The 25,947-nt window shown below is 28.2% G+C and carries 17 protein-coding genes, 5 tRNA genes, 2 rRNA genes and 1 other annotated feature; of the genes, 2 read left to right on the top strand and 22 right to left on the bottom strand.

Translation table 11 applies throughout. From position 1 onward, the window contains the following. Positions 1 to 83: 83 nt before the first annotated feature. The 6 genes from GPX08_RS06560 to GPX08_RS06585 form a co-directional block, all read right to left on the bottom strand. Positions 84 to 1,448: a 6-phospho-beta-glucosidase gene (locus GPX08_RS06560; protein ID WP_156626045.1), complete on the bottom strand. Its 1,365-nt coding sequence runs from the start codon at positions 1,446 to 1,448 to the stop codon at positions 84 to 86. Between the two features lie 86 nt (positions 1,449 to 1,534). After that, positions 1,535 to 2,674, bottom strand: a complete 1,140-nt coding sequence (locus GPX08_RS06565) for a DUF1887 family protein (protein ID WP_156626046.1) — start codon at positions 2,672 to 2,674, stop codon at positions 1,535 to 1,537. Positions 2,675 to 2,822: 148 nt separating this feature from the next. Further along, positions 2,823 to 4,232 (bottom strand): NAD(P)-binding protein, encoded by a 1,410-nt coding sequence (locus GPX08_RS06570; protein ID WP_156626047.1) that lies wholly within the window; start codon positions 4,230 to 4,232, stop codon positions 2,823 to 2,825. Positions 4,233 to 4,399: 167 nt separating this feature from the next. Then, positions 4,400 to 4,476 (bottom strand) — tRNA-Arg (locus GPX08_RS06575). Between the two features lie 81 nt (positions 4,477 to 4,557). Then, positions 4,558 to 5,466 carry a sensor histidine kinase gene (locus GPX08_RS06580; RefSeq protein WP_156626048.1) on the bottom strand — a complete coding sequence of 303 codons (909 nt, stop codon included), beginning with the start codon at positions 5,464 to 5,466 and terminating at the stop codon, positions 4,558 to 4,560. A 227-nt stretch (positions 5,467 to 5,693) separates the two neighbouring features. Next, complete coding sequence (locus GPX08_RS06585) at positions 5,694 to 6,455, bottom strand: DUF1189 domain-containing protein (RefSeq protein ID WP_156626049.1); 762 nt, start codon at positions 6,453 to 6,455, stop codon at positions 5,694 to 5,696. Between the two features lie 151 nt (positions 6,456 to 6,606). On the opposite strand from GPX08_RS06585, the gene GPX08_RS06590 reads away from it, so the two are divergent. After that, positions 6,607 to 7,842: a L,D-transpeptidase family protein gene (locus GPX08_RS06590; protein WP_156626050.1), complete on the top strand. Its 1,236-nt coding sequence runs from the start codon at positions 6,607 to 6,609 to the stop codon at positions 7,840 to 7,842. Between the two features lie 96 nt (positions 7,843 to 7,938). Here the strand turns inward: GPX08_RS06590 and GPX08_RS06595 are convergent, their stop codons facing one another. After that, complete coding sequence (locus tag GPX08_RS06595; protein WP_156626062.1) at positions 7,939 to 8,364, bottom strand: L,D-transpeptidase family protein; 426 nt, start codon at positions 8,362 to 8,364, stop codon at positions 7,939 to 7,941. 933 nt (positions 8,365 to 9,297) lie between these two features. Between GPX08_RS06595 and GPX08_RS06600 the strand changes: the two genes are divergently transcribed. Further along, a complete protein-coding gene (locus tag GPX08_RS06600; protein WP_156626051.1) occupies positions 9,298 to 10,656 on the top strand; it encodes a CCA tRNA nucleotidyltransferase in 1,359 nt (452 codons plus the stop codon). A gap of 92 nt (positions 10,657 to 10,748) precedes the next feature. On the opposite strand, the gene GPX08_RS06605 is transcribed toward GPX08_RS06600, so the two are convergent. The 15 genes from GPX08_RS06605 to GPX08_RS06675 form a co-directional block, all read right to left on the bottom strand. Further along, positions 10,749 to 11,384 carry a DUF4428 domain-containing protein gene (locus GPX08_RS06605; RefSeq protein WP_156626052.1) on the bottom strand — a complete coding sequence of 212 codons (636 nt, stop codon included), beginning with the start codon at positions 11,382 to 11,384 and terminating at the stop codon, positions 10,749 to 10,751. Positions 11,385 to 11,556: 172 nt separating this feature from the next. Next, positions 11,557 to 15,351, bottom strand: a complete 3,795-nt coding sequence (addA, locus tag GPX08_RS06610; RefSeq protein ID WP_156626053.1) for a helicase-exonuclease AddAB subunit AddA — start codon at positions 15,349 to 15,351, stop codon at positions 11,557 to 11,559. Between the two features lie 3 nt (positions 15,352 to 15,354). Next, on the bottom strand, positions 15,355 to 18,786 hold the full coding sequence (gene addB / locus GPX08_RS06615) for a helicase-exonuclease AddAB subunit AddB (RefSeq protein ID WP_156626054.1): 3,432 nt from the start codon (positions 18,784 to 18,786) through the stop codon (positions 15,355 to 15,357). 190 nt (positions 18,787 to 18,976) lie between these two features. Then, on the bottom strand, positions 18,977 to 19,921 hold the full coding sequence (locus tag GPX08_RS06620; protein WP_156626055.1) for an ROK family protein: 945 nt from the start codon (positions 19,919 to 19,921) through the stop codon (positions 18,977 to 18,979). 276 nt (positions 19,922 to 20,197) lie between these two features. Continuing rightward, positions 20,198 to 20,288: transfer RNA gene (locus GPX08_RS06625), tRNA-Ser, on the bottom strand. A gap of 23 nt (positions 20,289 to 20,311) precedes the next feature. After that, positions 20,312 to 20,402 (bottom strand) — tRNA-Ser (locus GPX08_RS06630). Positions 20,403 to 20,647: 245 nt separating this feature from the next. Further along, positions 20,648 to 20,738: transfer RNA gene (locus GPX08_RS06635), tRNA-Ser, on the bottom strand. Positions 20,739 to 21,032: 294 nt separating this feature from the next. Next, positions 21,033 to 22,310 carry a serine--tRNA ligase gene (serS, locus tag GPX08_RS06640; protein WP_156626056.1) on the bottom strand — a complete coding sequence of 426 codons (1,278 nt, stop codon included), beginning with the start codon at positions 22,308 to 22,310 and terminating at the stop codon, positions 21,033 to 21,035. 58 nt (positions 22,311 to 22,368) lie between these two features. Next, positions 22,369 to 22,567, bottom strand: a binding site (T-box leader). A gap of 51 nt (positions 22,568 to 22,618) precedes the next feature. Further along, complete coding sequence (locus tag GPX08_RS06645) at positions 22,619 to 22,870, bottom strand: DUF1667 domain-containing protein (protein WP_156626057.1); 252 nt, start codon at positions 22,868 to 22,870, stop codon at positions 22,619 to 22,621. After that, positions 22,863 to 24,275 (bottom strand): FAD-dependent oxidoreductase, encoded by a 1,413-nt coding sequence (locus tag GPX08_RS06650; protein WP_156626058.1) that lies wholly within the window; start codon positions 24,273 to 24,275, stop codon positions 22,863 to 22,865. Before GPX08_RS06650 ends, GPX08_RS06645 begins: the two co-directional genes overlap by 8 nt. Before the next feature lie 13 nt (positions 24,276 to 24,288). Then, positions 24,289 to 24,795, bottom strand: coding sequence for an HTH domain-containing protein (locus tag GPX08_RS06655; RefSeq protein ID WP_156626059.1), 507 nt, complete (start codon positions 24,793 to 24,795; stop codon positions 24,289 to 24,291). A gap of 18 nt (positions 24,796 to 24,813) precedes the next feature. Then, on the bottom strand, positions 24,814 to 25,323 hold the full coding sequence (locus tag GPX08_RS06660) for an HDIG domain-containing protein (protein ID WP_156626060.1): 510 nt from the start codon (positions 25,321 to 25,323) through the stop codon (positions 24,814 to 24,816). A 212-nt stretch (positions 25,324 to 25,535) separates the two neighbouring features. Continuing rightward, positions 25,536 to 25,611 (bottom strand) — tRNA-Ala (locus GPX08_RS06665). An 8-nt stretch (positions 25,612 to 25,619) separates the two neighbouring features. Beyond that, positions 25,620 to 25,736, bottom strand: a 5S ribosomal RNA gene (gene rrf, locus GPX08_RS06670). An 86-nt stretch (positions 25,737 to 25,822) separates the two neighbouring features. Continuing rightward, positions 25,823 to 25,947: ribosomal RNA gene (locus GPX08_RS06675) — 23S ribosomal RNA — on the bottom strand; the annotation flags it as partial.

Genomic DNA, 25,947 nt, shown 5'->3' on the forward strand with positions numbered 1-25,947 from the left:
TCACAATTTTTTCAAGGGTAAATTTATTTAAATCCATAGCTCATCTTAAGATGAGCTATTTCATTAAGGGCTACTTCTGTATTTTAGAATTCAGCTCTTTCTACCATTTCAATCTTTTCTATAACATTCTTAAATTGTGGTAGATGTTCTTTATTAGCAACTAACATTTCATTTAATAACTTTCTTCCTCTTACATCATCAGCTACTAATGGATTTGTTACCATTGCTAATAATGCAGTGTTATAATCTCCTGTGTAAGCTGCTTCTGCTGCTAATCTTTCAAATGATTTAATTTGACCAACTAATCCTTGAGCGAATATTGGAAGATCTGTAACAGTTTCTACTGGAACTGGACCATTCTTTCCGATGTAACAGCTTACTTCAACTGCTGAATCATCATCAAATTGCTTTAATGTTCCATTGTTCCTTGTATTTACTGCAATTACAGTGTTCTTATCATTATAAATACCGTTGATTACATTACAAGCAACATCTGAGTAGTGTGCTCCACCACGCTTAGATAATTCTTCTGGCTTTTCTTTTAAATCAACGTCTTTGTACATTTCAAATAATTTCTTTTCAACTTCCATTACTACTTCTGCTCTAGTTCTGCCCTTCTTGAATTCTTCTAATTCATCGTTAAGCATATCTTTAGTCTTATAGTAATATCTGTGATATGGACAAGGTATTATTCCAAAAGCTCTTATTGTAGCAACATCCCAGTCTAAATCTTTGATATTTGCCATTGTTTGACTCTTAGCATCTGGTGCTGTTAATCTCTTAATAACTTCTGCTGTAACATCTTTTCCATCATTGTAGATTCTTTCTGCATAAACCATATGGTTTAATCCAGCAAAATCTACTGTTACCTTATCTCTATCGGCTTCTAATATGTCTGCAAATGAGAATTGTAATCCTATTGGAACATTACATACTCCAATTACTTTCTTATGAACTCCGTATCTTAATAATGCTTCCGTTACTATTCCTGCTGGATTTGTAAAGTTAATTAACCAAGCATTTGGACATAATTCTTGAATATCCTTAGCTATATCTAAGATTACTGGAACTGTTCTTAAAGCTTTAAATAATCCACCAGCTCCATTAGTTTCTTGACCCAAGAATCCATGACTTAGAGGAATTCTTTCGTCTTTACATCTAGCTTTTAATAATCCAACTCTTAATTGAGTAGTAACGAAATCCGCATCCTTTAATGCTTCTCTTCTATCTAATGTTAGATGAATATTCATTGGAACTCCTGCTTTTTCAACCATTCTCTTAGCAAGTGCACCTACTATTTCTAACTTTTCTTTACCTTCTTCAATATCTACTAACCAATAATCACTTACTGGCATCTCATCATATCTTTTTATTAATCCTTCTACTAATTCAGGTGTATAACTTGATCCTCCACCTATTGTAACGATCTTTAAAGGTTTCCTTTCCATATAAATGACCCCCTAATTTCAAATTTATTTATCTTATAATTTCATTATACTTACATTAAAGGGTAAACAATTTCAAATTTTGAAAATTAAATCTTTAATATAATATTCTTAATATTCTTTTTAAATTTTTCTTCATCTCCGTCAAAAATAACAATATTAATTTTCATCTCTTTTGCTCTTTCTTTAACTGAAAGCTTAATTGGTTCTTTAGTTGCTACTAATATTTTATAAGAATTATCGCCTCCAATCTGTTTACTATAAACTTCTAGTTCATTTAAAGCATCCTCATTATACTTATCGCTATCTTTGCAAGAAATACATATAGGAATGGAGTCCTTTATTGCTATTACATCTACTTCATTCCTCACCACATTACTGTTATCATTCCATAAAAACATAACTCCACTTTTTACTTCATCTATTTCTTTAATTTCTTTTATCATATTATTCGTTGCAATTTCTAACCATGTTCCACTTTTAAAGATAAAAGACTTTAAATAATCATTCTTGAACTCAATATTAATTTCATTTTTATCTTCTACATACTGTATTTCTCCCATATACTTGAGCTTCATTATTATCTTCATTAATAATTGCTTTTCATTCTTATCAAATGTATTTATTTTTATCCTTATATTTTTAGCATTATTAACATCATGTACAAAGATATTACTATCATATAACTTTTGCTTATGACTATGCCAAAGTTCAAGATTTTCATATATAGCTTTTGTGAAGAGTTTTAAGTCTTCCTTCTTTGAAAAATCAGTATTATCATTTATAAATTCTCCTCCAGATGCTTTTAATATAGTGTTTAATTCTATATCCTCAAACTCCTCTTTGACCACATCTACTCCATTATGGAAAGTGTATATATCTTTATTTTTTATATCTAAATAAACTGACTTAATACCTTTTTCCTTAATGATATTTAATAATAATAAGGAGTTTATTCTACTGCCTCCTGTTAAATTAATTAAAATTTCTTTATTCTTATTGATATTTATTATATTTTCTAATTCTTCTATATAACCTTCTTCTATCTTTTGATCTCTTAAAATAATTTCCCTAAAAGTATTCTTATAGAAATCTATAAGTGATTTTAATTTTTCCTTATCTTCTTGTCTATATAAAAATATTACTTCTTTTGGTTTATACTTTTTTGTTGCTAAAATATTCGCCTCATTATGATTATCTATTTGATTTATTAGTAAATCTATTTTCATAATACAATCCTTTTGTTTATTTTTTATTATAGACTTTATTATTCCCATCATAATTTATTTTATAGATTTTTTAAAAATTCAAGATATTTAAAAATAAAAAAAGATGCATCAAACTTTTATCTATCTTTGATACATCTTTCTTTTTATATTAATTGTATAAGTTTCTTGCTAAATATACACCTGAGCATGAAGCCATCATAAGTCCTCTAGTAAGGCCTGCTCCATCACCTATTGCATATAAATTCTTAATATTCGTTTCCAATCTCTCATCTAATTTTACTGCATTTGAATAGAACTTAATCTCTGGTCCATATAGCAAGTTATCTGGATTAGCAAATCCATTTACTACTTTATCCATCTCTAAGATAAAGTTAACTATATTAGTCATTGTTCTATATGGAATTCCTAAAGTTATATCTCCAGGCATCGCAGTCTTTAAAGTTGCCTCTACTGAATTATTATCAAGTTCTTCTTGCCAAGTTCTTTTACCATTTAGTATATCCCCAAATCTTTGAACTACTACATCTCCATTAGATAATAGATTAGTTATTTCAGCAATTTTATTTGCATATTCTATTGGTTTTTTAAATGGTTCAGTAAACTTATGTGATGAAAGAATAGCGAAGTTAGTATTTACGCTTTTCTTTTCCTTATATGCATGTCCATTAGCTAATGAAACACCATTATCATATACTTCTGCAGCAACGAAACCATCTGGGTTTTGACAGAAGGTTCTTACCTTATCATCAAAAGGAGCCACATTTGAAATAAATTTTCCCTCATACATTAGTTCATTTACTTTTTTAATGTCACCTTCAGATTTCATTTCAAATCTTACACCTATATCCACAACTCCAACTTCTTTTTCAATATTATGTTTATCACATAAATCTGATAAGAAATCAGCTCCATTTCTTCCTACAGAAACAATAATTTTATCTCCATAATAAGTTTGGTCTTCGGCTATAACACCTATAGCTTCTCCATTTTCTATAATTATGTCCTTAACCATATTTCCGAAAATTATATCTACTCCATTATTTAATAAATAGTCTTCTAATTTTCCATATAATTCTCTAGATTTTTCTGTGCCAAGGTGTCTAATAGGAATATCTACTAAGTTTATATTTTCTTCCTTAGCCTTATCCTTAATCTTTTTTATTTCGTCTTTATGCTCTATTCCAGCAATATTTTTTTCTCCGCCAAACTCTAAATAAATAGTATCACAATAATCTATTAAGTCTTTAGTTTTTTGATGTCCTATTACTTCTGGTAGATTTCCACCAACAAGAACTTCCTCTGTATCTTTGTCGTATAAAGATAATTTTGCATCAGAAAAAGCACCAGCTCCAGCAAATCCAGTTGTAATATTACAATAAGGTTTACACTTAACACACTTATTAATCTCTGGAATAGGACAATATCTCTTATGCACAGACCTTCCTTTTTCAATTATTAAAACTTTCTTTTCTGGACTAATCTTTGTAAGTTCATAAGCAGTAAATATTCCACTCGGCCCAGCCCCTACGATAATAACGTCATATTTATTTTTTACCATATTTATTCGATAACCCCCATCGCGAATATTTTTGTAAATCCCACAAATATTATACGCCTTTTTGTGATAATTTCAACATATTTTTAATATTACTTAGTTCGAATGTTTTTAAATAATTTTTTAAACAATAAAAAAACCTTGTAAAATTATCATTTACAAGGTTTCCATGGTACGGCGGAGAGGATTCGAACCCCCGACCAACTGGTTCGTAGCCAGCTACTCTATCCAACTGAGCTACCACCGCATATAAAATTTTAACAAAATTATATTATCATAAGTCCATAAATAAATCAAGCAACTAATTTTTTTACCAAGCCACAGATTCTTAATTCTTATATAAATCTGAAAACTCTACTTCTAACATTTGAATCTTATTACCATCACTTCTTATACAGTAATCATCTTTTTCTTCAACAAAAGTAATTGGTAGTGTAATTATAAATTCGCAACCTTTATTTTCTTCACTATTTAAAAATATATCACCGTCCATAGACTTAACTAAATAATTTACTAAGTCAAGTCCAATTCCACTTCCTGATGACTCCATATTGCTATCACTAGCTATTTGATAAAATCTACTAAATATCTTTTCCTGATTATCCTTTGATATTCCAGGACCTTCATCTCTTATAGATATCTTCACTGAATCTTCAAGCACATTCATATTTATATAGACATTTGTGTTACTATACGAAAACTTTATAGCATTAGATAAAAGATTCATAATTATCCTATCTAATACTTCTGGATCAACTGACATAATACATTCTTCTTCATTTGTATCGAAAGTTAATTGAATATTTTTTTGTTTTGCATACTTATCTATGCAACTTACTGTACTTTCTATCATAGAGATAACATCTATATTTTTTTTATTTAAAACATAATAATTATTTTCAAGCTTTGTAGTATCTATGAGGTTATTTATAAGCTTTAACATCTTTAAGCTATTTCTTTTTACTATTCCCATATATTCTAAAGCCTTTTTATCATTAACAGATACACTTCCATAATCTATGCATTGCATTATGCTTAAAATAACATTTAGATGACCTCTTAAATCATGTGAAATATTCAACAAAAAATTTTCTTGTCTATTATTCTTGTTTACTAATTCAGTTATGACCATTATTAATTCATCATTCGTAAGGCTATTATTTTTCTCTGAAAAAAAATCATTTAAGTCATCTTTTTTAAGTAACAATTCCCTATTAATAAATTCATTGTTAATCATCCCCATAATTCCTTTCATACAAGCCTTAGCATTTTTTTACCCATATTATAAGTTTACCATATGCACATTTTTCTAACAACACATTTTGTAGTTTTTTCCAATTTTTATATTATTGTTTTTTTATTAATTAAATATATTATTATAGTTTATCCATATTTTTATTTATTTTAACATAAAAGGGGGGTATCAAAGTCTATACTTTTTGATACTTCCCCTTATATATATTATTAAAATGTGCTTTCACTTCTTAAATGATTAATAGCTAATGTCAAATAGGTTCCAGATACTATCATTGAAAAAGCTCCAAGAGGTATAAATAATCCTAAAATTGTTGGAAGTGTAGTTGCATAAATACATAGTTTTAATACATCTCCATAATTTAAATTTAGATAGTTTATCTTATTTAAAATAACACCAAGAATTGATAATATAAATGCATTAAACATAAAATTAAAATATGTTAATAATATGTTAATTATAAATACTATATATTTTACTATTCCTATTAATCCAAGAGAACTTATAATATCCTCATTGTCTATCTTATCTACTAAGTTCATTTCCGTATATTTTAAATTTAATTCTTCACCATTCATTCTATATGAAACTCCATCCTTCAAAAAAGATACTGAAGAATCCTTATGAACCACTATTTTCCTAATACTATCTACTTCACTTAATGATATATCTGTATCTACATATACTATGCTTTGTCCTTTCTCAATCTTAAGCGGTGAATTCTCAAAGTCTAGGATTCCATTTTCTAAGGTAAATTTAAATTCATCCGTTGACATTACCTTTTCAATTGTCTCCTGCATAGATCCAACAGCTGCGTAGCTAAATCCTCCAATAATACCACCAATTATAAGCGAAAAAAGTATAGAATATATAATTGCCTTTGATAGACCTTCTTTCATTAACTCTTTATATCTCTTTACACTAGTTATACTGATTATTAATTTATTAAAGAAGCCTAATCTTTCTTTCATTTCTGTTACTCCTTAGATTTTAGTAATTAATAACTATTCTATCATACAAAATTGATTTTATAAATAAATCTAATTTCTATTTTTTTTAACAATTAGATTATTTTTTGTGAATTTGGTTAATGATTATAATATAGTTCAAGGAGGAGAATTTATGTTTAAAAGCAATAAAGGTACTGATAAAAAGTTTTCTATATTTAAAATCCTTTCACTAATAGTTTTGTTTACGTTATTAGGATTCACATCGAATATATTTGTTAATTCAAATTATGATAAAATAACTTCTAAATTCTATTCAGCTTTTAATAAAAATGATTATTCTAATGCAAAGTCTTTATTAGAAAATAAGACTCTGCTAATATCAAAAAATAAACTTAATGAAGATTTAGAAACCTATTTTACAGATGTAGTTAATAAAGTATGCATAGCTCTATCTAATAATGAAATAAATAATACTACTGCTTTAGAGATTTTAAATGAAATCGATAGTTATGATATTCTTGGATCTTCCTTAAATAAATTAATATCAGCTTTAGAAAATCCTAAAAATACTGCTGTAGCTAGTACAAATTCTTCAGAAATAGGTAGTAATGAACTAACTAGCAATACTCAAAATGAAAATAGCTATTTAAATTTAGGAATATTGGCTTTTAATTCTAAGGATTATAATAAAGCGATAGATTATTTTAATTTAGTATCAAAGGATACACCTAAAGACTATGAAATAGCACAAGATTATATTAATGACTTTTATTCAAATTATAAAAGTTATTTATTAGATAGTGTTGAAGAGTTAGTAGCAAACAAGTATTATACTAAAGCTTTAGGGATATTATCTAATTATGATGCTAGTAAATTAAGTAAGGATGATATAGTTGAAATCAATAATAAAATTAACTCTGTGACACAATTTAGAGAAGAATATCAAGGTGAAGATTCAGAATACACATCTAACGCTATACTTCAAGAAATAACACCTAATAATATAAATACCTTAGCTATTGATAGTAAAACCCCTTATTTAATTTATTTAAATTTAAGTAATCAGATGACTTATGTATATGAAGGCGAAAAGAATAATTGGACTCTACTAAAAGAATTTTCTAGCTCAACTGGAATAGAAGGGGAAGAAACCCCTAAAGGCATTTTCTCTGTAACTGATAGAGGTGAATGGTTCTATTCTCATGACTATGAACAAGGAGGCAAGTACTGGGTTCAATTTATGGGTGATTACTTATTCCACTCACTTCCATACAATGAGGATCAAAGTGAAATAGTTGATTACACTCTAGGTGAACCTGCTTCTCATGGGTGTATAAGACTTAAAGTTGAAGATTCTAAATGGATATATGATAATATAGATAATGATACAAAAGTTATAATAAATTAATTTAAAAATAAAGCCAATGCATTAATGCATTGGCTTATTAAGATATTCATATTTAACTATTTTAAATAAATTCTAATTTATCTAATCGTCACTGTATTAATAATTATTAAAAATATTGTTATAGTCAAAATCTAAAATCACTACTGGATTTTTTGATGGATCTAATCTTTTTAATAGATTAACTAAATTTTGCTGTGGTATAGCAACACAACCATAAGTATATATTCCCATATCGCAGTGTATAAATATTGCAGAGCTTTTACCCGGAATCACAGGCCATCTATTATAGTCAATTACTAAAGAGTAGTTATAATATCCAGGAAAATCTGTAAGCTTTTCTGCTGACGTCCATCTTCCATTAGGCTCACCAAACTGCATAGTATTATAATATTGAGAGTTTTCATCATCTACCCAATACTCTGTACCATCAAGTTGTCTATATGTAACTCCACTACCAGGATTAGAATTAATTCCAAAAGCCTCTGTTAATGTATATATACCTGTAGGTGTGCACTTATCCATTTCATAAACTTGACTGGCATCTTTTAAACCATTTTGCCCTAATCTAGCTGCTACTCTATCTAATTCATTCCAATTACCTGAACTATCTTTTTCCCAAAAAACTAATTCTCCATAGGAGCCACCCTTGCTTACTACTGTTACAATTTGACTTGAATTTTTCGCTGCATTAGTATCTGCTATTCCTAATGTCTTTTTCTCATCATTATTACTTACTGTACTACCATTTTCAGATATAGAGTTAGCATCATTACTCTTTTCATTACTAATCTTCATTTCTTCAATCTTTATTTCTTCAATTTTTTTATTATATTCACCTTCTATTTCTGAAATATCTTCTTTAGGATATTTCTCCTTAAAAGATTTAATTAAGTCTTCTACACTATCTATATCCTCTTCTATAGCCTTATTTATTTTTTCTTTCTCACTACTAATTTCATCATAGTAATCATTAATACTATCTTCTATCTTTGAGATATCTTTATTTAACGCCTCAAAAATATCACTCTCAATATCCTTCTTGTACTTATCTTTAAATATTGAAATCTTTTCCTCCTTGATTTCAATATTTTCCTCTTCCTTCAATGTTAAAAAGTCCTCAATTATATCTTTGTATAAGCTTAAGACTTCATTCTCCTTAGAATTCTTTATTTCCTCTAAAGCATCTTCATACTCTCCACTAATTATTAGATTTTCTATAGTTTTTATCTCTAGCTTTTCTTTATTAGAGTTATACATAGAAATGCTAAGAATAAGTAAGAATATAAATGATAAAATAACTGCTATTAAGACCATGACTTTTTTATTCTTCATATCTATTCCACCTCGTTTATACTTTACATAAGTATTATATCATACAAAATATCATGGAACTTTTGAACTGATTTCATTTTATGGTATCATTTATTTATATATATTTTAAAGGTAGGATAAGCAATGAAAATAAATACTCCAATTGAAGTTAAATTTATTATTGATACTTTTTATAAAAACAATTTTGAAGCCTTTATGGTAGGTGGATGTGTTAGAGATATTTTATTAGGTAATTTACCTAAAGATTATGATATTACCACTTCTGCTAAGCCTGAGGTAACTATATCTTTATTTGATAAAACAATACCTACTGGATTAAAGCACGGTACTGTTACCATTCTTATAAACAATGAACCATATGAAGTTACAACTTATAGAACAGAGGGAGATTATATAGATAATAGACGTCCTTCTTCAGTTAATTTTGTAACTGATATTAAGGAAGATTTATCTAGAAGAGATTTCACTATAAATTCCTTAGCCTATAATGAAAATATGGGGTTAATTGATTACTTTAATGGAGTTATGGATATAAGAAATAAAATCATTAGATGCGTTGGAGATGCTGATAAAAGATTTAAAGAAGATGCATTAAGAATGCTTAGAGCAGTAAGATTTAGTTGCCAGCTAGATTTTGATATAGAGGAAAATACTTATACTGCAATTAAGAATAATTATAAGTTAATAGAAAATATAAGTGCTGAAAGAATCAGAGATGAGATATGTAAAATATTGATTTCTTCAAATCCATCTAAAGGATTTGAAATTCTAAGAGATACAAATCTTTTAGAAATTATTTTACCTGAAATTAATTTACTATATAATTTTTCTCCTAAATGCACTAATCATAATAGAAATGTATTTACTCATACTTTAAAAGTAATAGATAATACTGAAAATAATTTATTATTAAGATTAGCTGCACTTTTGCATGATGTAGGTAAGTTAAATACTCTAACACCATTACATGATGGAAGTTTTTATGGATTTCCTGGACATTGTCTTGAAGGTTCAATAATGTGTAAAAAGATATTATCTAAATTGAGATTTGATAATAATACTATTAAGATTATCTCAAAACTTATAGAGCATCATCTTGTTTTAAATGTTAATGTAATGCCTACTAAATATGAGGTAAAGAAACTATTAAATGATGTGGGTATTGATAATATAAACTTATTATTTGCTCTTCAAAGAGCTGATATAAACTCTTTAGATAATCCAAAAATATTTTTAGAGAAAGTACGATATACTGAGAACTTAGCTAATGAAATAATTAATAATAAGGAACCTCTTAAAATAAAAGATTTGAAAATTACTGGTGAAGATTTAATTTCCAATCTTGAATTAAAACCCGGAAAAATACTAGGTGATATTTTAAATTTCTTATTAAATTCAGTTTTAGAAAATCCTGATTTAAATTCAAAAGAAAAATTATTAAATTTAGCTACAAGCTTTTTAGTTAATATAGAGGAAGAGTAATTCAACTCTTCTTCTATATCCATTACAGTATTTATAGATAATATACTAATATAATTTTATATGTTATTTATATTAGTTTATATATTGTTGTTTTATTGATAGTTTTGTATATTTTCAATTACGCCAATTAGCCTTTGCGTACTATCGACGATTCGATTATAATTATCACTACCTACTTCTAAGTCTGCTCCTTCGTGGATATGAATAAATCTTATAGGATTATCAATATCTGAAATGGTAATTCTAAGTTTAATACTTTTAATTATTGTCTTATTTTTAGAATCTCCCGTCGCTGCCCCAATTACTGCACCTGTTTCACCAAACAGCATTCCACCAACTACAGCTCTACCTAACCATTCTTTTTTATATATTGTTTCAGAATCTTTTAGAACTTCCCACGAAATAATCTTATCAAAGTCTATTATCTCCTCAAAATGCTCTCCATTTATTTTTGAAACTAATTTAATTTTTTTATTATTTAAATCTATTGCTATATTAGGATGAGGAGATGAAGTAGGTATAAACTTATCTATATTCTCTTTATGTACCTTATTATTTAATATACTTTTTCTAGCTTCTTCACAAGTCAACCTTCCTGCTCTTAAAGCAACCCTATCTTTTGCCATAGCATTACTTGCACAAGCCGGACAAATTACTCCATCAATTAAGTTAAATTTAGGACTAAATAATCCAATTTTTATATTACATACAGCACATTCTTTTTTCATAGTTCAACCACCTTGTTAAAATACTTAGATATAAATTTATCGATTTTTACTATAGCACTATTCCCATTAATCTGTCTACAAATAAGAAATTGAAATAAAATAATAGAAAAAATAGCTATATCAATACATTTATAAATTGATATAGCTATTAATATTTCACATACTTCTAAAATTATAATAAAACTTCCTTACCTATCCCAAATAAGTATAAATAGCTTTCTTTGACTTTCTTTCCTGTAATCTTTTCAACTGCTTCTTTATAGTACTTTAATTGAACTCTATATTTATCTATAACTTTGTCTTCATTACCTACTTCTACATAATCTGTTTTGTAATCTAATAAAACTATTCCATCCTCTTCTTCAAATATACAATCTATTATCCCTTGAAGCCTTACCTTCTCATTTTCGTATATTTCCCCTGGTAAAGAGTTATCCACATTTAAACTACTTATTTCAGTATAGAATGGTAATTCTCTCTTTACTAAACTTCCCTCATCGTATGATGATAACATTCTTTTTCCTAGTTTGCTATTAAAGAATCCTAAGAAGTTAACCTTATCCACAGCTTTAACTTCTTCCTCAGAAATTAAACTTAATTCCTTCATTTCATATATTTGATTATTTATTTCTTCTTTAGTAGATACTTTGTTTAAATCTAACTTTTGCATTATAAAATGAACTGCAGTACCTCTTTCTGAAGGCGATAATCCCCTTTTTTCTTGAAGAAATTTAGGTTTTAATACTTGCTTATCCTTAAATATATTTACAGTCAATACACTATCATCTTCATGTTCATAAAGAGCCCTCTTTAAATCAGATACTGAAACATTACTAGGTAAACCTTCAGCCAAACTATACTTATATTTATATCCCAGTCTTCTTTCTATTTCCTTATCTATATAATTTATATGAGAGTTAATAAACAATTCATCTTCTGAATTTTCATCAACAGCTGCTTCATCTTTATCCACAGTCAGTTTGTTTTTAGTCCACATTTTCACATCCCATGTTGATTCATCATTATTTATTAAACTACTTCTGCTTCCAATTACATTTCTTAACTTTTCACCATCTCTATGTTTACATAAAGCCATTCCAACCCAATCTAAATAGTTCTTACCTTTAAGGACTTCTGATGCTGGAATTATATCATTGTCTAAGGCAGCTGAAGTCATCCATTTATTTATAGAGCTTTCTAAATCTCGAACTGCTCCAGTAATTATAAGTTTCTCCTTAGCTCTAGTAAAGGCAACATACAATATTCTCATTTCCTCAGATAAGGTTTCAAATAAAATCTTTTTCTTAATTGCTTCCTTTGCTAATGTACTATAAGAATTTCTCTTTTCTAAATCTACATAATCTGGTCCAAAACCTAGATCATCATGATATAGTATTGATTTATTTAAATCCATAAGATTAAATTGTTTTCCAAAACCTGAAGTAAATACTACTGGGAATTCAAGCCCTTTACTCTTATGAATACTCATTATTCTAACTACATCTTCATTTTCTCCAAGTACCTTAGCACTACCCATATCCCCTGAAGAACTTCTTAACTTATTGATGAAGTTAATGAAGTTAAATAGCCCTTTAAAGCTAGTACTTTCAAATTGCTTTGCTCTTTGGAATAAAATCTTTAAATTCGCCTGTCTTAACTTACCATTAGGCATCGCACCTACATATCCATAGTAAGCTGTATCCATATATAAATACCAGATGAACTCATCTATTGGAGTATATATTGATTTTCTTCTCCACTTCTCTAGACTTTTAATAAATATCGTACATTTATTTTTAAGCTCTTCATTAACCTCATGTACACCCTCTGTAATCTCTTTTATTATCTCATAGAAATATTTATCCTTATTTAATAATCTTACATCCCCTAACTCCTCGGCAGAGAAACCAACTATAGGTGATCTTAAAACTGAAATCATGGGAACATCTTGCATAGGATTATCTATAATTTTTAACGCTGACATAATAGTCCTTATTTCTATAGTTTCAAAGTATCCACTTCCTGTATCTGCATAGACAGGTATTCCCCATGCTCCAAGCTCTTCTAAAAATACTTCTGACCAGTTCCTAGTAGCTCTTAATAGTATAACTATATCTTTATATTTTAGCTGCCTATATTCTCCTGTTTCTTTATCTAATACCTTAAATACTTTGTTATCTTTGTTTTCTGTTGACATTAACTCTTTAATTCTTGAAGCAACAATTCTTGCTTCAAGTGTTATTGAATCAATATCTTCCTCTTCTTCATTATTACTATCATTATCTTCTGTTGGATTTTCTTCATTATTTTCTTCTCCACCACCAGACTTATCTAGTATATGAAGCTCTATAGGTCCTGCTATTTCTGCACTTTCATCTTCATTCTCCTTGAAATTAGCACCTAAATTTAATGATTCCTCATCATTATACTCAAGCTCACCTACAGTATTAGACATAGCCATTTTAAATATATAGTTTACTCCGTTAATTACTTCCTCTCTACTTCTAAAGTTCTTATATAACTGTATTTTTCTATTTTTACCGTTATCCTCAAGAGAGTAATTGTTATACTTATCTAAAAATAATTCTGGTTTTGCTTGCCTAAATCTATATATACTTTGTTTTACATCTCCAACCATAAATACATTAGGGTTATCTAGACTTTTTCTTGATACTAGTTCAATAATAGCTTCTTGAACATTATTAGAATCTTGATATTCATCAACTAATACTTCATCAAAGTATTCTCTAAAGCCTATTGCAACATTAGAAGGCTCTAGAGATTCACTATTTCCTTCTTTTATACTTCCATCAGAATTACTTTGTTCTTCATTATTAATTAATATTTTTAAGCATAAGTGCTCAAGGTCATTAAAGTCCAAAATATTTTTTTCTCTTTTCTTAGTCTTAAATCTATCTATAAAGTCTAAAGTTAATTTACTAAGCATATTCATATAAGGATACGACTTTTTTAATCCATCTAAAGCATCCTCAATTGGCATAGAAAAACTATCTTCTATAAGCTTAGATGTTTTCTTTTTTATACTATCCCTTATAGTTTTAACTATTTCTAAGGCCTCTAAGTCACTAACATTATTCTTTCTTACAGCCTTTAGCTTACCAAAAGATATATTGCTAATCTCTTTGTATATATCTTCAATTCCTTTATCTAATGATATCAAAACTCTTTTAAACATCTCTAAATCATCGGAAAATGTAGGTAGGTAAGCTTCTAATCCATCTGTATCTTTTATTAAATCTATGGCTTTTTCTAAAGTCTTAACATAACCATCAACCTCTATCCAAATACTTTCTTTAAGTATCTTTATCCAAGGTGTATTATCTAAATCTTTAATACTACTTATATTAAAACTCTCAGAGCTATTGACTAACCATTTTTCCGGCCATGGTCCACTCATAGAAAATCTATATAAATCTAGAATTATGTCCTTTAGCTTATCATCATTTTTTGAAGAACTATATGCCTCAATTAAATTTCTGAAATCCTCATCTTCACTTTCGTAGTAATCTTCAAACATATCATTTATTACTTCAAGTTTTAATAGAGTATTCTCTGTTTCATCAGAAATCCTAAAGGTTGGATCTAAGTTAATTACATGATAATAGTTCTTTATTACATCTAAGCAAAAAGAGTGCATCGTAGTAATATTAGCTCTACTTAATAATGTAAGTTGCCTTTGCAATACTTTCGAATTAGGGTTAACTTCTAGTGCCTTAGATATGGCATCTGCTATTCTTTCTCTCATTTCAGCAGCAGCAGCCGATGTAAATGTAACTACCAAAAGCCTATCTATATCTATAGGATTATCTTCATTTGTTATTATTCTTATAATTCTCTCTACTAAAACTGCAGTTTTTCCTGAACCAGCAGCAGCTGCAACTAAAAGATTGCATTCTCTAGTAGTAATCGCCTTTAATTGATCTTCAGTCCATTTTGTGCTACCCATATCTTATGCTTCTCCCCCTCTCTCAACTTCATCTTTTATTAGCTTCCATGCATCATTATTATTCTTTTTAAATATTATCTTATATTTATTATTTTCTATTGAAGTATCGAATTGGCATACTGATGAATAATCACAATAATTACAATATGGAGTATTATTATTTTTACAAGGAGTTATCTTAATATCTCCACTTAACATTTCTTCACATAATTCCGCCATCTTATCATTAACATATTTTCTTAATATATTAAATTGCTCCTCAGTAACTACTGAGCTATTTGAGGAGAAATCTCCATCCTTCTTTATACTTGCTGGAATTATTAAAGAATATGTTTCCATATCATTATCCATAGCTTTTACTACATCAATATTTTTCAGTAATAGTCCACTCATTTTTAGCTCTTTTAATATACTTTCCTTTATTTCTTCTTCTGTTAATTGTTTTTTAGATTTTATTATTGGATCATCTATTCTAAAATATAATATTGCTCCTGGAAGAGCTTGATTTTTTAATATATATCTTGAATTTTTTATAAGAGCATCCAAGTACACTAAAAGTTGAATTTGAAGACCATAATAAACTTCTGTTAAGTTGAACTTCTTAGCTCCTGATTTATAGTCAACTATCTTAATATAAGTATTTCCATCTAAATCTAGAGTATCTATTCTATCTACTCTACCTACTAGATAAACTGTTTCCTTTGAAGGTAAATCTATCTTAATAGGTTCCCCATCTTTAAATCCACCAAATTCAAATTCATTTCTAAATATTTCAAAACTTCCTTTTCTCATCTGTTCAGAAATAACCATAACAGATTTAGTTATAGTTCTCTTAAATCTATCAGCAAAATATTTGTATTTTTTAGTACTATTTAAAATTGAATTAGTATCACTTTCTAGCTTTCTATCAACTAATTCATTTACTATAACTCTACATCTCTCTTTGTTTAACTCTGACCAAGATATCTTTTCACTTCTAATTTTATTAGTAAAGTCATCTAATATATTATGCATAAATGAACCTAAATCAGGTGCAGAAAACTCATATACTTTTCTATCCTTTGCCTTTAGACCATATTGAACATAATATGAAAATGGACATTGAGCATATTTCTCTATTCTTGAAACATTAAATATAAGTTTTTTATTCTCTGATTGATATAACCTTCTTATTTTCTCTCTAGGAACTTTCTCTACTAAATTTGTGTAAGTTAATCCCTTAAACATTCTACTTGCTTTACTATTAAATTCTTCATTTTCTTCAAACCACTTGAATGCTTGAGCCCAATATTCATCTACTTGCTCTTTTTCAAACTCCATTCTTAAGGCAGAAATAAGTTCATTAAATGTAGGTGTAGGTGCTGTTATCTTACTAAACTTATCATTATTTTCTTTTAAATTATATATTTCACTTTCCTCAACTAGTTTTGGTAAAATCTTTTTAAGCCTAGGTATTATTATTGATGGTCTTAGCGACTTACCTTCAAAATCTGCCATAGGGAAGGTTACCATTAAATACTCTGAAGCAATAGTTAGCGCTGTATAAACTATAAATTGCTCTTCAAAAGCCCTACTCTTAGTATCGGATGCTAATCTAATACCGATATTTCTAAGCATATCTCTTTCTCTATCACTTATTATTCCCTCTTCCTTATTAACAGCTGGTAATACGCCATCATTTACACCAATTAGGTATAAAGCTTTTACGTCTCTTCCCTTTACCCTAGAGATATCACCAATATTTATTTGATCTAAAGCCATTGGAATAACTCCAACTTCCTTTTCTTCAAATCCTGATATTAATATCTTAGTAAATTCTTTTATATCTATTACTTCATCACCTAAGACATCTACTACTTGGTCCAAAATTTCTATAACCATTTCTGGTACTTGTATATATTCCTTAATCTTATCTTGAAGTCCTAAGCTTTCAAATTCTTCAAGCCATAATTCAAGGGTATCAAAAACTTTAAGTTCAACTAAAAAATTATAAAGATTTGTAGTTATGTCTTTGACAGTCTTCTTCCCTTTTATTTTATTATGAAGACTTATTAGTGGTTCTCTAACTTCCTCCATAATCTCAAATAGTATATTTTCCTCTTCTGATATTTCTTCCTTATCATAAAAGTCTTTAATCCATTTATATCCCTTGATTCCATTAGCCAATACATAGTTTTCTAATACATCTATGTACTTTTCTTCAATATTAATTAATCCACTTTTTAAATATTTGAAGACACTTTCATAGGACCAATTATTTATCAATATTTCTAGAGATGAAACTATAAGTACAACTAATGGATTATCTAAAATCTCTCTCTTCTTATCTATAAAGAAGGGAATATTATAATCGTTAAATATTACAGTAGTTATTTTTTCGTACTCATCTATATTTCTGCATACAACAGCAATATCTTTAAATCTATATCCCTTATCCCTTACCATCTCCAAAATGTCTTTAGCGACAGTTTCAACCTCTTCATAACTATTGTTAGCCTTATATAATCTAATATTTTTAGGTTCACTCTTATAAGGTTTAAATGGATAAGTGAAGAAATGCTTCTCTAAATGCTTTAGAGCTTCATTATTTAGGAACCTATAAGACTCACCCTTATTTAGGTTAATTGGTTCTAAATAGGATATATTTCCTTCTTTCATTATGTTTAAGATTGAGTTTTCTGTATTTTTTATAGCATCAAAAACATCTGTATAATCTATGCTTACTCCATTACTCAAACTATCACTGCATAAAGTAATATTTACAGTTTTAGCTTTCTTAGCAAGGATTTTTATTACTTCTAATTGCTGAGGAGTAAATGTAGTAAATTCATCTATCCATATCTCCGAATCATCATATATATCACAATCGATTAATTTATGATATAAAAGTGTTAACTCATCATCTCCATCAATAAATTTTTTGTGAAGAGTATCATTAAATTCATTATATATTAATTTTAAATCCTTAAGTTTAACTTTTAATTCATCATCATTTATCTCTTCTTCTTTAGAGTTCAACATTTCCATGGAAATATTATATTTCTTAAACTCAGTTATAAGCTTAGAAACTACTGATGAAAATCCTTGCTCTTTAGTCATTCTATTAAAATAGTCTAATTCATCGGCCTTATCCTTTAATATTTTATATATAAGCATGTTTCTGCCTGAATCACTAATTTTAATGTCAGTTCTTCCACCACACTCTTCAAATACTCTATGGGCCATTCTCTTGAAACTTAATACTTCACCTCTTAAGAATCCTTTTTCTGTTACTATTTCTAGAAACTTTTTTTCAGTATCAAAAGTATATTGTTCTGGAACTAATAGTATTAGTTTATTACTATCATTATTATTATCTATTTTCTTTTTTATTTGGTCTAAACAAAACCTACTTTTTCCAGTCCCCGCTCTACCAAAAATAAATCTAATACCCATAATTACTCTCCTATTTATTTTATATCTAAATTATATCCAAATTTTGCTTTCTATATTATTATAATTCTTTTATTACAAAATTGAAATTATAAAGGATTATATCAAAATAAAACTTCCAACAATATAAATCTACTAGAACACTTCATAAGTAGATTAATTTATATTATTGGAAGCTTTTATATTTACAATATTACTTTCCTTCTAAAATAGCTAGTGCTGCTGCTCCTAATACTCCTGCCTTACCGCCTAAAACAGCTTTTTCAATTTTACAGTTATCATAGATTATCTTTAAACATCTTCTTTCCATTTCATAATCTATCTTTTCAAAAACTATATTACCAGCTTGGCTAACTCCACCACCTATTACTATCTTATCTGGATCAAATGAATTTGCAATATTCGCAATTGTAATTCCTAGATATGACAATGCATCATTTAATATATCTTGAGATACTTTATCACCTTTTTCTGCTTCTATGAATACTTCTTTTGTTGTTACCTCATCATAATTTTTTAATGATGTTTCTACTTTACTTGCTACAGCTTCTCTGCCTCTCTTCATTATAGCTGTTCCTGATGCTAAGGCTTCAGCACATCCAGTATTACCACATCCACATCTTGGACCACCTTTCATAACTGTTGTATGTCCTATTTCTAAGGCATTAGCAGTACTTCCTCTGAATAAGCTACCATTTATTATAGCTCCACCACCTATTCCAGTACTAACAGTTACATAGACCATATTTCTACTACCTTTTCCAGCACCAAACATAAATTCACCTAATGTAGCTGCATTTGCATCATTGTCTAAATAAGTAGGTATATTGTACTTTTCCTTTATAGGTTGAACTATATTAAAATTTTTAAAAGGTAAATTTGGAGTATATACTATTAACCCCTTTTTTATGTCTAGTGGCCCTGGAGAACCAACTCCTATTGCTTTAACTTCATTAATGTCTGTACCTTCTAAAACTGTATCTATAGTACTTATTAACTTCTCTAATACTGCTTTATCACCTTTATGAGCTTCAGTTTTTATGGTTATTTCTTTTATCATGTTTCCATCTAAGTCAACTAGTGCAGTATATATTTTTGTTCCGCCTAAATCAACACCAACTACATATTTCTTATCCATTTTAATCCCCCTATATAGTCTTTTTAATTCCTCTTTTAATAAGGACAGTATATCATTTTGGGAAATTGTTTACAACATCATTAAATCATTTTATAATATGTAACCCAATTCTATATTTTTCATTTAAACTTTGTATTAAATTATGAATCAAGATATCTATTATATATTGTAATAATCTTTGTAATAACTTAATTCTTCTATAAATGCTTTCGATTTTATTTGCACTATATATTCTTTTATATAATAAAAAAAGCATCTAATTAAATTAGATGCTTTTGGCGGAGAAACCGGGATTTGAACCCGGGCGCCAGTTGCCCGACCTACGCCCTTAGCAGGGGCGCCTCTTCAGCCACTTGAGTATTTCTCCATGTGCCTTCTATAAAGGTTATATGGCGGAGAGAGTGGGATTTGAACCCACGGTACCCGCAAAGGTACGCCGGTTTTCAAGACCGGTGCCTTAAGCCAGCTCGACCATCTCTCCATATTCCGTCTTGCGACAAATATTATTATAGCAACCACTATATATATTGTCAATTATTATTTTGAATTTTTTTTAATATATTTTATTATTTTAAATTTATATAAAAAAGCTTCTGTTTTTATATTTAGATTTAAAATATTATTTCATTAATAATCAATACTATAATTCTTATATTATTAATTATTAAATTTTATATTTTATATTTTTTATTAAAAAAGAACATCTAAAATTAGATGTTCTCTAATTGGCGGAGAGAGTGGGATTTGAACCCACGGTACCCGCAAAGGTACGCCGGTTTTCAAGACCGGTGCCTTAAGCCAGCTCGACCATCTCTCCATATTCTAGCCTCGCGACAAATATGATTATATCAACATAAAAATATTATGTCAATATTTTATATAAATATTTTTTTAAAGTGCTAATATAGCTTTTTTATCACATCATCATTTATCTTAAAACTATATTTTTCTTCAGAAAAAATAGAATCTTTTACTTCATTTGGAGTTGAAATAATAATAGCATCACTTTCTTCGAATAATTTTCCTATTTAATCAATAAATGTACATTACTTGTTTATATAAAAAATAAAAGCTAAATCTGTTTTATTAGATTTAGCCTTTAAATTAAAAATTATTTAATTACCTTCATATTTCCCATATATGGTTGAAGTGCAGTTGGGATATTTACTGAACCATCTTCATTTAGGTTGTTTTCTAAAAATGCTATTAACATTCTTGGTGGTGCAACAACTGTATTATTTAATGTATGAGCAAAATATTTTCCATCTTTAGAATTTACACGAATCTTTAAACGACGAGCTTGTGCATCTCCTAAGTTTGAACAACTTCCTACTTCAAAATATTTCTTTTGTCTTGGTGACCAAGCTTCAACATCTACAGATTTAACTTTAAGATCTGCTAAATCTCCAGAGCAACATTCTAAAGTTCTAACTGGTATATCTAAAGAACGGAATAAATCTACAGTATTTACCCATAATTTTTCATACCATTCCATGCTTTCTTCTGGCTTACATACAACTATCATTTCTTGTTTTTCAAATTGATGAATTCTATATACTCCTCTTTCTTCTATTCCATGAGCTCCTTTTTCTTTTCTAAAACAAGGAGAATAACTTGTTAAAGTATGTGGTAATGATTCTTCAGGTAATATAGTATCTATGTATTTACCTATCATAGAATGTTCACTTGTTCCGATTAAGTATAAGTCTTCACCCTCAATTTTATACATCATAGCATCCATTTCAGCAAAGCTCATAACTCCTGTTACAACTTCACTACGAATCATATATGGAGGAATGCAATAAGTAAATCCACGCTCTATCATAAAATCTCTCGCATATGAAATTATTGCTGAATGTAGTCTTGCAACATTTCCCATTAAGTAATAGAATCCGCTTCCTGCTACCTTTCTAGCACTATCTAAATCTAATCCACTTAGTTTTTCCATTATATCTGTATGATATGGAACTTCAAAATCTGGAACCTTAGGCTCTCCAAAACGTTCAACTTCTACATTTTCACTATCATCTTTACCAATTGGAACACTTGGATCAATTATATTTGGTAATGTCAGCATTATTTGATTAACTCTTTCAGCTAACTCACCTTCACTAATTTCTAGTTCAGCTAAACGCTCTGAATTAGAAGTTACCTTCTTTTTAATTTCTTCTGCTTCTTCTCTCTTCCCTTGAGCCATTAAAGCTCCTATTTGCTTTGAGAATTTATTTCTGTCAGCTCTTAAAGCTTCTGCTTCTTGTTTAGCTCCTCTAAGCTTTTTATCTAATTCTATTACTTCATCTACTAATGGAAGTTTATTGTCTTGAAACTTATTTTTTATATTTTCCTTAACCTTCTCTGGATTTTCTCTTACAAATTTTAAATCTAACATTATTATTTCTCCTCTCTTAATTTGTTTTTAAAAATAAAAAAAGAACCTATCTCCCCTATAAAGGGACGAAAGATTCCGCGTTGCCACCCTAATTAATAACAAAAAGCTGTTATTCACTCAAAAAATATAACGGTTTAGACCGTACTGCTCATCACAGTCCCTCCAAGGTGGATTCATATAATATTAATATCGATTTACACCAACCATCGACTCTCTAAAAATAAAAATTATATTACTAGCCTCTTCAACAGTTTTTATTAGATTACTCTTAATATATTATAAAAAAATATTTATGTCAATAATATTTGTTAATCTGATAAATCCCTTGTACATATAATATCTATGCCTGTATTTAGAACATTCTTACATATTATATTTCCTACTTTTACAGGAGTACTTACATATATTCTACCTAAAACCTTAGATATCTCTATCCATAGGCTTCTATCTACCTTTTTATTTGATTTAACAGGTACTACCTTATATTTTAAACTTCCTTTTACTCTTACTATAGATGTAAATATGTCCTTATTACTATCATTATAGTTTAAATTACACATCATTAAACTCCTTTATTCTGCTTGAAATTACTTTAGAATTCTTTGAGTCATCAACTATTTCAGTAACATTCTTATCTAATTCTCTAGCGAGTATATTTACTATTTTTTCATAACAGTAAGATCCATGACAGTTCCCAAATCCAGAACCAGTTCTTCTCTTAACACCCTCAACTGTTCTGGCTCCTAATGGTCTTCTTATGCAATCAACAATTTCTCCTTCTGAAATATTATTACATACACATATTATTTTCCCATATTTTTTATCTAATGCTATTATTTCATTAGCTTCTTTTTTGCTTAATTCCCTAAACTTATATACTTCTCTTCTTTTATCTATAAAATTTTTCTTTAGAGTACAGTTTAAGTTACTTGCAATAGAATCACATAGCATTTTTGCTATTGCTGGCGCTATAGTTATTTTTCCATAATGAGTACCAGTAACTCTTATATATCCCTTATCTATTTCACTTTCATCTATAACCATTGAATCTTTATTATAACTTTCTCTGAATAAATTATTTATATTATTTTTTTCAAGACCTTCAAGTAATTGATTAGCATAGGTTAAATTATCATTTAAGCTAGTTCTTTCAGTGCTCTTTATTCCTATTAAAGATCCAGTAGTAGTCGTTGGAGTACTTAAAACAAATGTATCTTTATCAAAAGTTTCTATTACTATTTTATTTAGCTTATTATCATAATTATCATCAACTAATAAATAGCTCATATTTTTAAACTTATTTCCTTCATTTTCAAGCTCTTTATCTTCTACTTTTCCATTTTCCCTAATATAGATCTCATGAGGTATCGTATTTATAACAACCTTACAAGTAAATTTATTTTTATTTGTAGTTACTCTAAATCCCTTAGATAGATTTTGTATATTTAAAACTTCTTCTTCTAATCTAAATATTGCTCCATTATCCGCAGCCACTTCTGCATAAGCTATTGCTAAATCATAAGGAGCTACAATACCTATATTTTCTGAATAAAGTCCTTTCTTTATATTCTGCTTTATATTAGGTTCTATATCATATGCATCTTTATCATCTATTAGATATACTCCATTAATACCTCTTCTTTTTGCTCTATCATACATCTCCTCAAGCTTTTTAACGCCATTCTCATCATTAACTACCCTTAAAGCACCAATTTTTTTAAAAGGTACATTAAACTTCTCACAAATTTCTTCCATTATATAGTTTCCTATATACTCAAGACCAGCCATAATATCATCAGATGTCTCGGAGCCATCATAAACAATAGATGTATTCACAAAAGAAATATCATCTGCTATATCATAATCTTTTTCTATTAGTGCAATATTAAAATTATATTTAGATAACTCGTAAGCTACAGCACATCCTATTATGCCTCCACCTAGTATTAGAATATCATAATCCATAACTTAAAACCCCCTATAATAAAAATCCTCTTTCTTTTAATTCCCTTTTTATTTCTTCAATGTTTTCTTCACTATCTGCTGCAATAGTATGAAGATGTATTCCATTTGTCAGATTTGAAAGTGGTTTTGCATTATTATTATTAAATTTTTTTTCAAATTTATATAAATCATTTAGGTTTTTAATCATTAAATTGCCTCTTAATTCTCCATAGAGAGGATGTTCTATTATAACATCTTCTATTATTCCACCATATTTAACTACTATCTCTAATTCTTCCATAGTTTCCTTACTATTATGATTAACTGCTATTATAGTTTTAATTTTATTTATATCCTTATTAAATATATATCCATCTGGAGTAGCAATAATGTTTTTTCCTTCAGCTCTAAGAATAGCAATATCTTTAACTATTATCTGCCTAGTTACAGAAAATAATTCTGCAAGTTTTGTTCCCTTAATAGCTGAATTACTATTAACCAATAACTTTATTATTTCTTCTCTTCTTTTCTTTGAAGTCATAACCTCACCTCTTTAAACTTAATTTTTATCATCACATACCTTTATTATTCTAAGAATTTCATTACTCTCATCAATAACTTTATTATGATGATATCTAACTACCTGTAGTAATTCCTTATCATTCTCAAACCCATTATTCTTAAGTATATCAAGTCCTATCTTAGGATGATTATAATATACGTTTATTTGCTTTATATTATTAAATCTTTTTATTTTACCTTTAGTAGCTTTATCTAATAAAACAACAGCAGACTTTTCTACTAAAGATAAATGACGAAAGCTCTTACCGACATCATGTAAAAGAGCAGCTCTACCTAGCATATACATATCTACATCAATATTTAAATCATTTCTCATCTTTATAGAGTCCTTACAAACTCTAATACAATGATGCTTATCATTATGCTTAATCTTATTAAAAATATCCATTTCCTTTTCATCTAAAAATTTAGTTACATATGTATAATCTATTTCTTTAAATAAAGAAGTAAATCCCCAAATAAATTGTTTTACTCTATAAAAAGCCATTTTTTCACCCTTTTAATTACCTATTGTACATAAACTAATATAATTTATATATTTAAAATCTATAACTAGATTATATTATACTTACTACAATAAAAATAATAACACTATATTTTTTTATTATCAATTATATGTATCACTTTATTTACTTTATCTGATAATTCACTAATATATAAATTTTTATAAAAAAAAGAAGCTATGTTTCCATAACTTCTTGGTGGAGGTAAAGGGATTCGAACCCTTGACCCCTTGCGTGCAAGGCAAGTGCTCTCCCAACTGAGCTATACCCCCATGAAAAAACCTGGCAACGTTCTACTCTCCCACACAGTCGCCCGTGCAGTACCATCGACGCTGTAGAGCTTAACTTTCCTGTTCGGAATGGAAAGGAGTGTTTCCTCTACGCCATCATCACCAGATGCTGTGAGATTTAAAATCTCTAATTTGTTTTTTTCAGAGTGTTCTCTGAAAATTGCATATGAATAATTTTAACATTTCCAAATTTTTATTGGTCAAGCCCTCGACCTATTAGTATCAGTCAGCTAAATATGTTACCACACTTACACCTCTGACCTATCAACCTTGTGTTCTTCAAGGGGTCTTACTAGCTTATGCTATGGGAAATCTCAT

Origin of the sequence: Clostridium tertium, assembly GCF_902652255.1 — a bacterium.
Taxonomy (GTDB): Bacteria; Bacillota; Clostridia; order Clostridiales; family Clostridiaceae; genus Clostridium; species Clostridium tertium_A.

Bases quoted from the DNA above. Each gene is read 5' to 3' on its own strand.
- GPX08_RS06655 (WP_156626059.1), bottom strand. From the start codon at position 24,795: ATGACTTCAAAGAAAAGAAGAGAAGAAATAATAAAGTTATTGGTTAAT.
- GPX08_RS06595 (WP_156626062.1), bottom strand. From the start codon at position 8,364: ATGGATAAGTGCACACCTACAGGTATATATACATTAACAGAGGCTTTT.
- serS (WP_156626056.1), bottom strand. From the start codon at position 22,310: ATGTTAGATTTAAAATTTGTAAGAGAAAATCCAGAGAAGGTTAAGGAA.
- GPX08_RS06620 (WP_156626055.1), bottom strand. From the start codon at position 19,921: ATGGATAAGAAATATGTAGTTGGTGTTGATTTAGGCGGAACAAAAATA.
- GPX08_RS06570 (WP_156626047.1), bottom strand. From the start codon at position 4,232: ATGGTAAAAAATAAATATGACGTTATTATCGTAGGGGCTGGGCCGAGT.
- GPX08_RS06660 (WP_156626060.1), bottom strand. From the start codon at position 25,323: ATGGCTTTTTATAGAGTAAAACAATTTATTTGGGGATTTACTTCTTTA.
- GPX08_RS06590 (WP_156626050.1), top strand. From the start codon at position 6,607: ATGTTTAAAAGCAATAAAGGTACTGATAAAAAGTTTTCTATATTTAAA.
- GPX08_RS06565 (WP_156626046.1), bottom strand. From the start codon at position 2,674: ATGAAAATAGATTTACTAATAAATCAAATAGATAATCATAATGAGGCG.
- GPX08_RS06645 (WP_156626057.1), bottom strand. From the start codon at position 22,870: ATGTGTAATTTAAACTATAATGATAGTAATAAGGACATATTTACATCT.
- addA (WP_156626053.1), bottom strand. From the start codon at position 15,351: ATGGGTAGCACAAAATGGACTGAAGATCAATTAAAGGCGATTACTACT.
- addB (WP_156626054.1), bottom strand. From the start codon at position 18,786: ATGGGTATTAGATTTATTTTTGGTAGAGCGGGGACTGGAAAAAGTAGG.
- GPX08_RS06560 (WP_156626045.1), bottom strand. From the start codon at position 1,448: ATGGAAAGGAAACCTTTAAAGATCGTTACAATAGGTGGAGGATCAAGT.
- GPX08_RS06605 (WP_156626052.1), bottom strand. From the start codon at position 11,384: ATGAAAAAAGAATGTGCTGTATGTAATATAAAAATTGGATTATTTAGT.
- GPX08_RS06580 (WP_156626048.1), bottom strand. From the start codon at position 5,466: ATGATTAACAATGAATTTATTAATAGGGAATTGTTACTTAAAAAAGAT.
- GPX08_RS06585 (WP_156626049.1), bottom strand. From the start codon at position 6,455: ATGAAAGAAAGATTAGGCTTCTTTAATAAATTAATAATCAGTATAACT.
- GPX08_RS06650 (WP_156626058.1), bottom strand. From the start codon at position 24,275: ATGGATTATGATATTCTAATACTAGGTGGAGGCATAATAGGATGTGCT.
- GPX08_RS06600 (WP_156626051.1), top strand. From the start codon at position 9,298: ATGAAAATAAATACTCCAATTGAAGTTAAATTTATTATTGATACTTTT.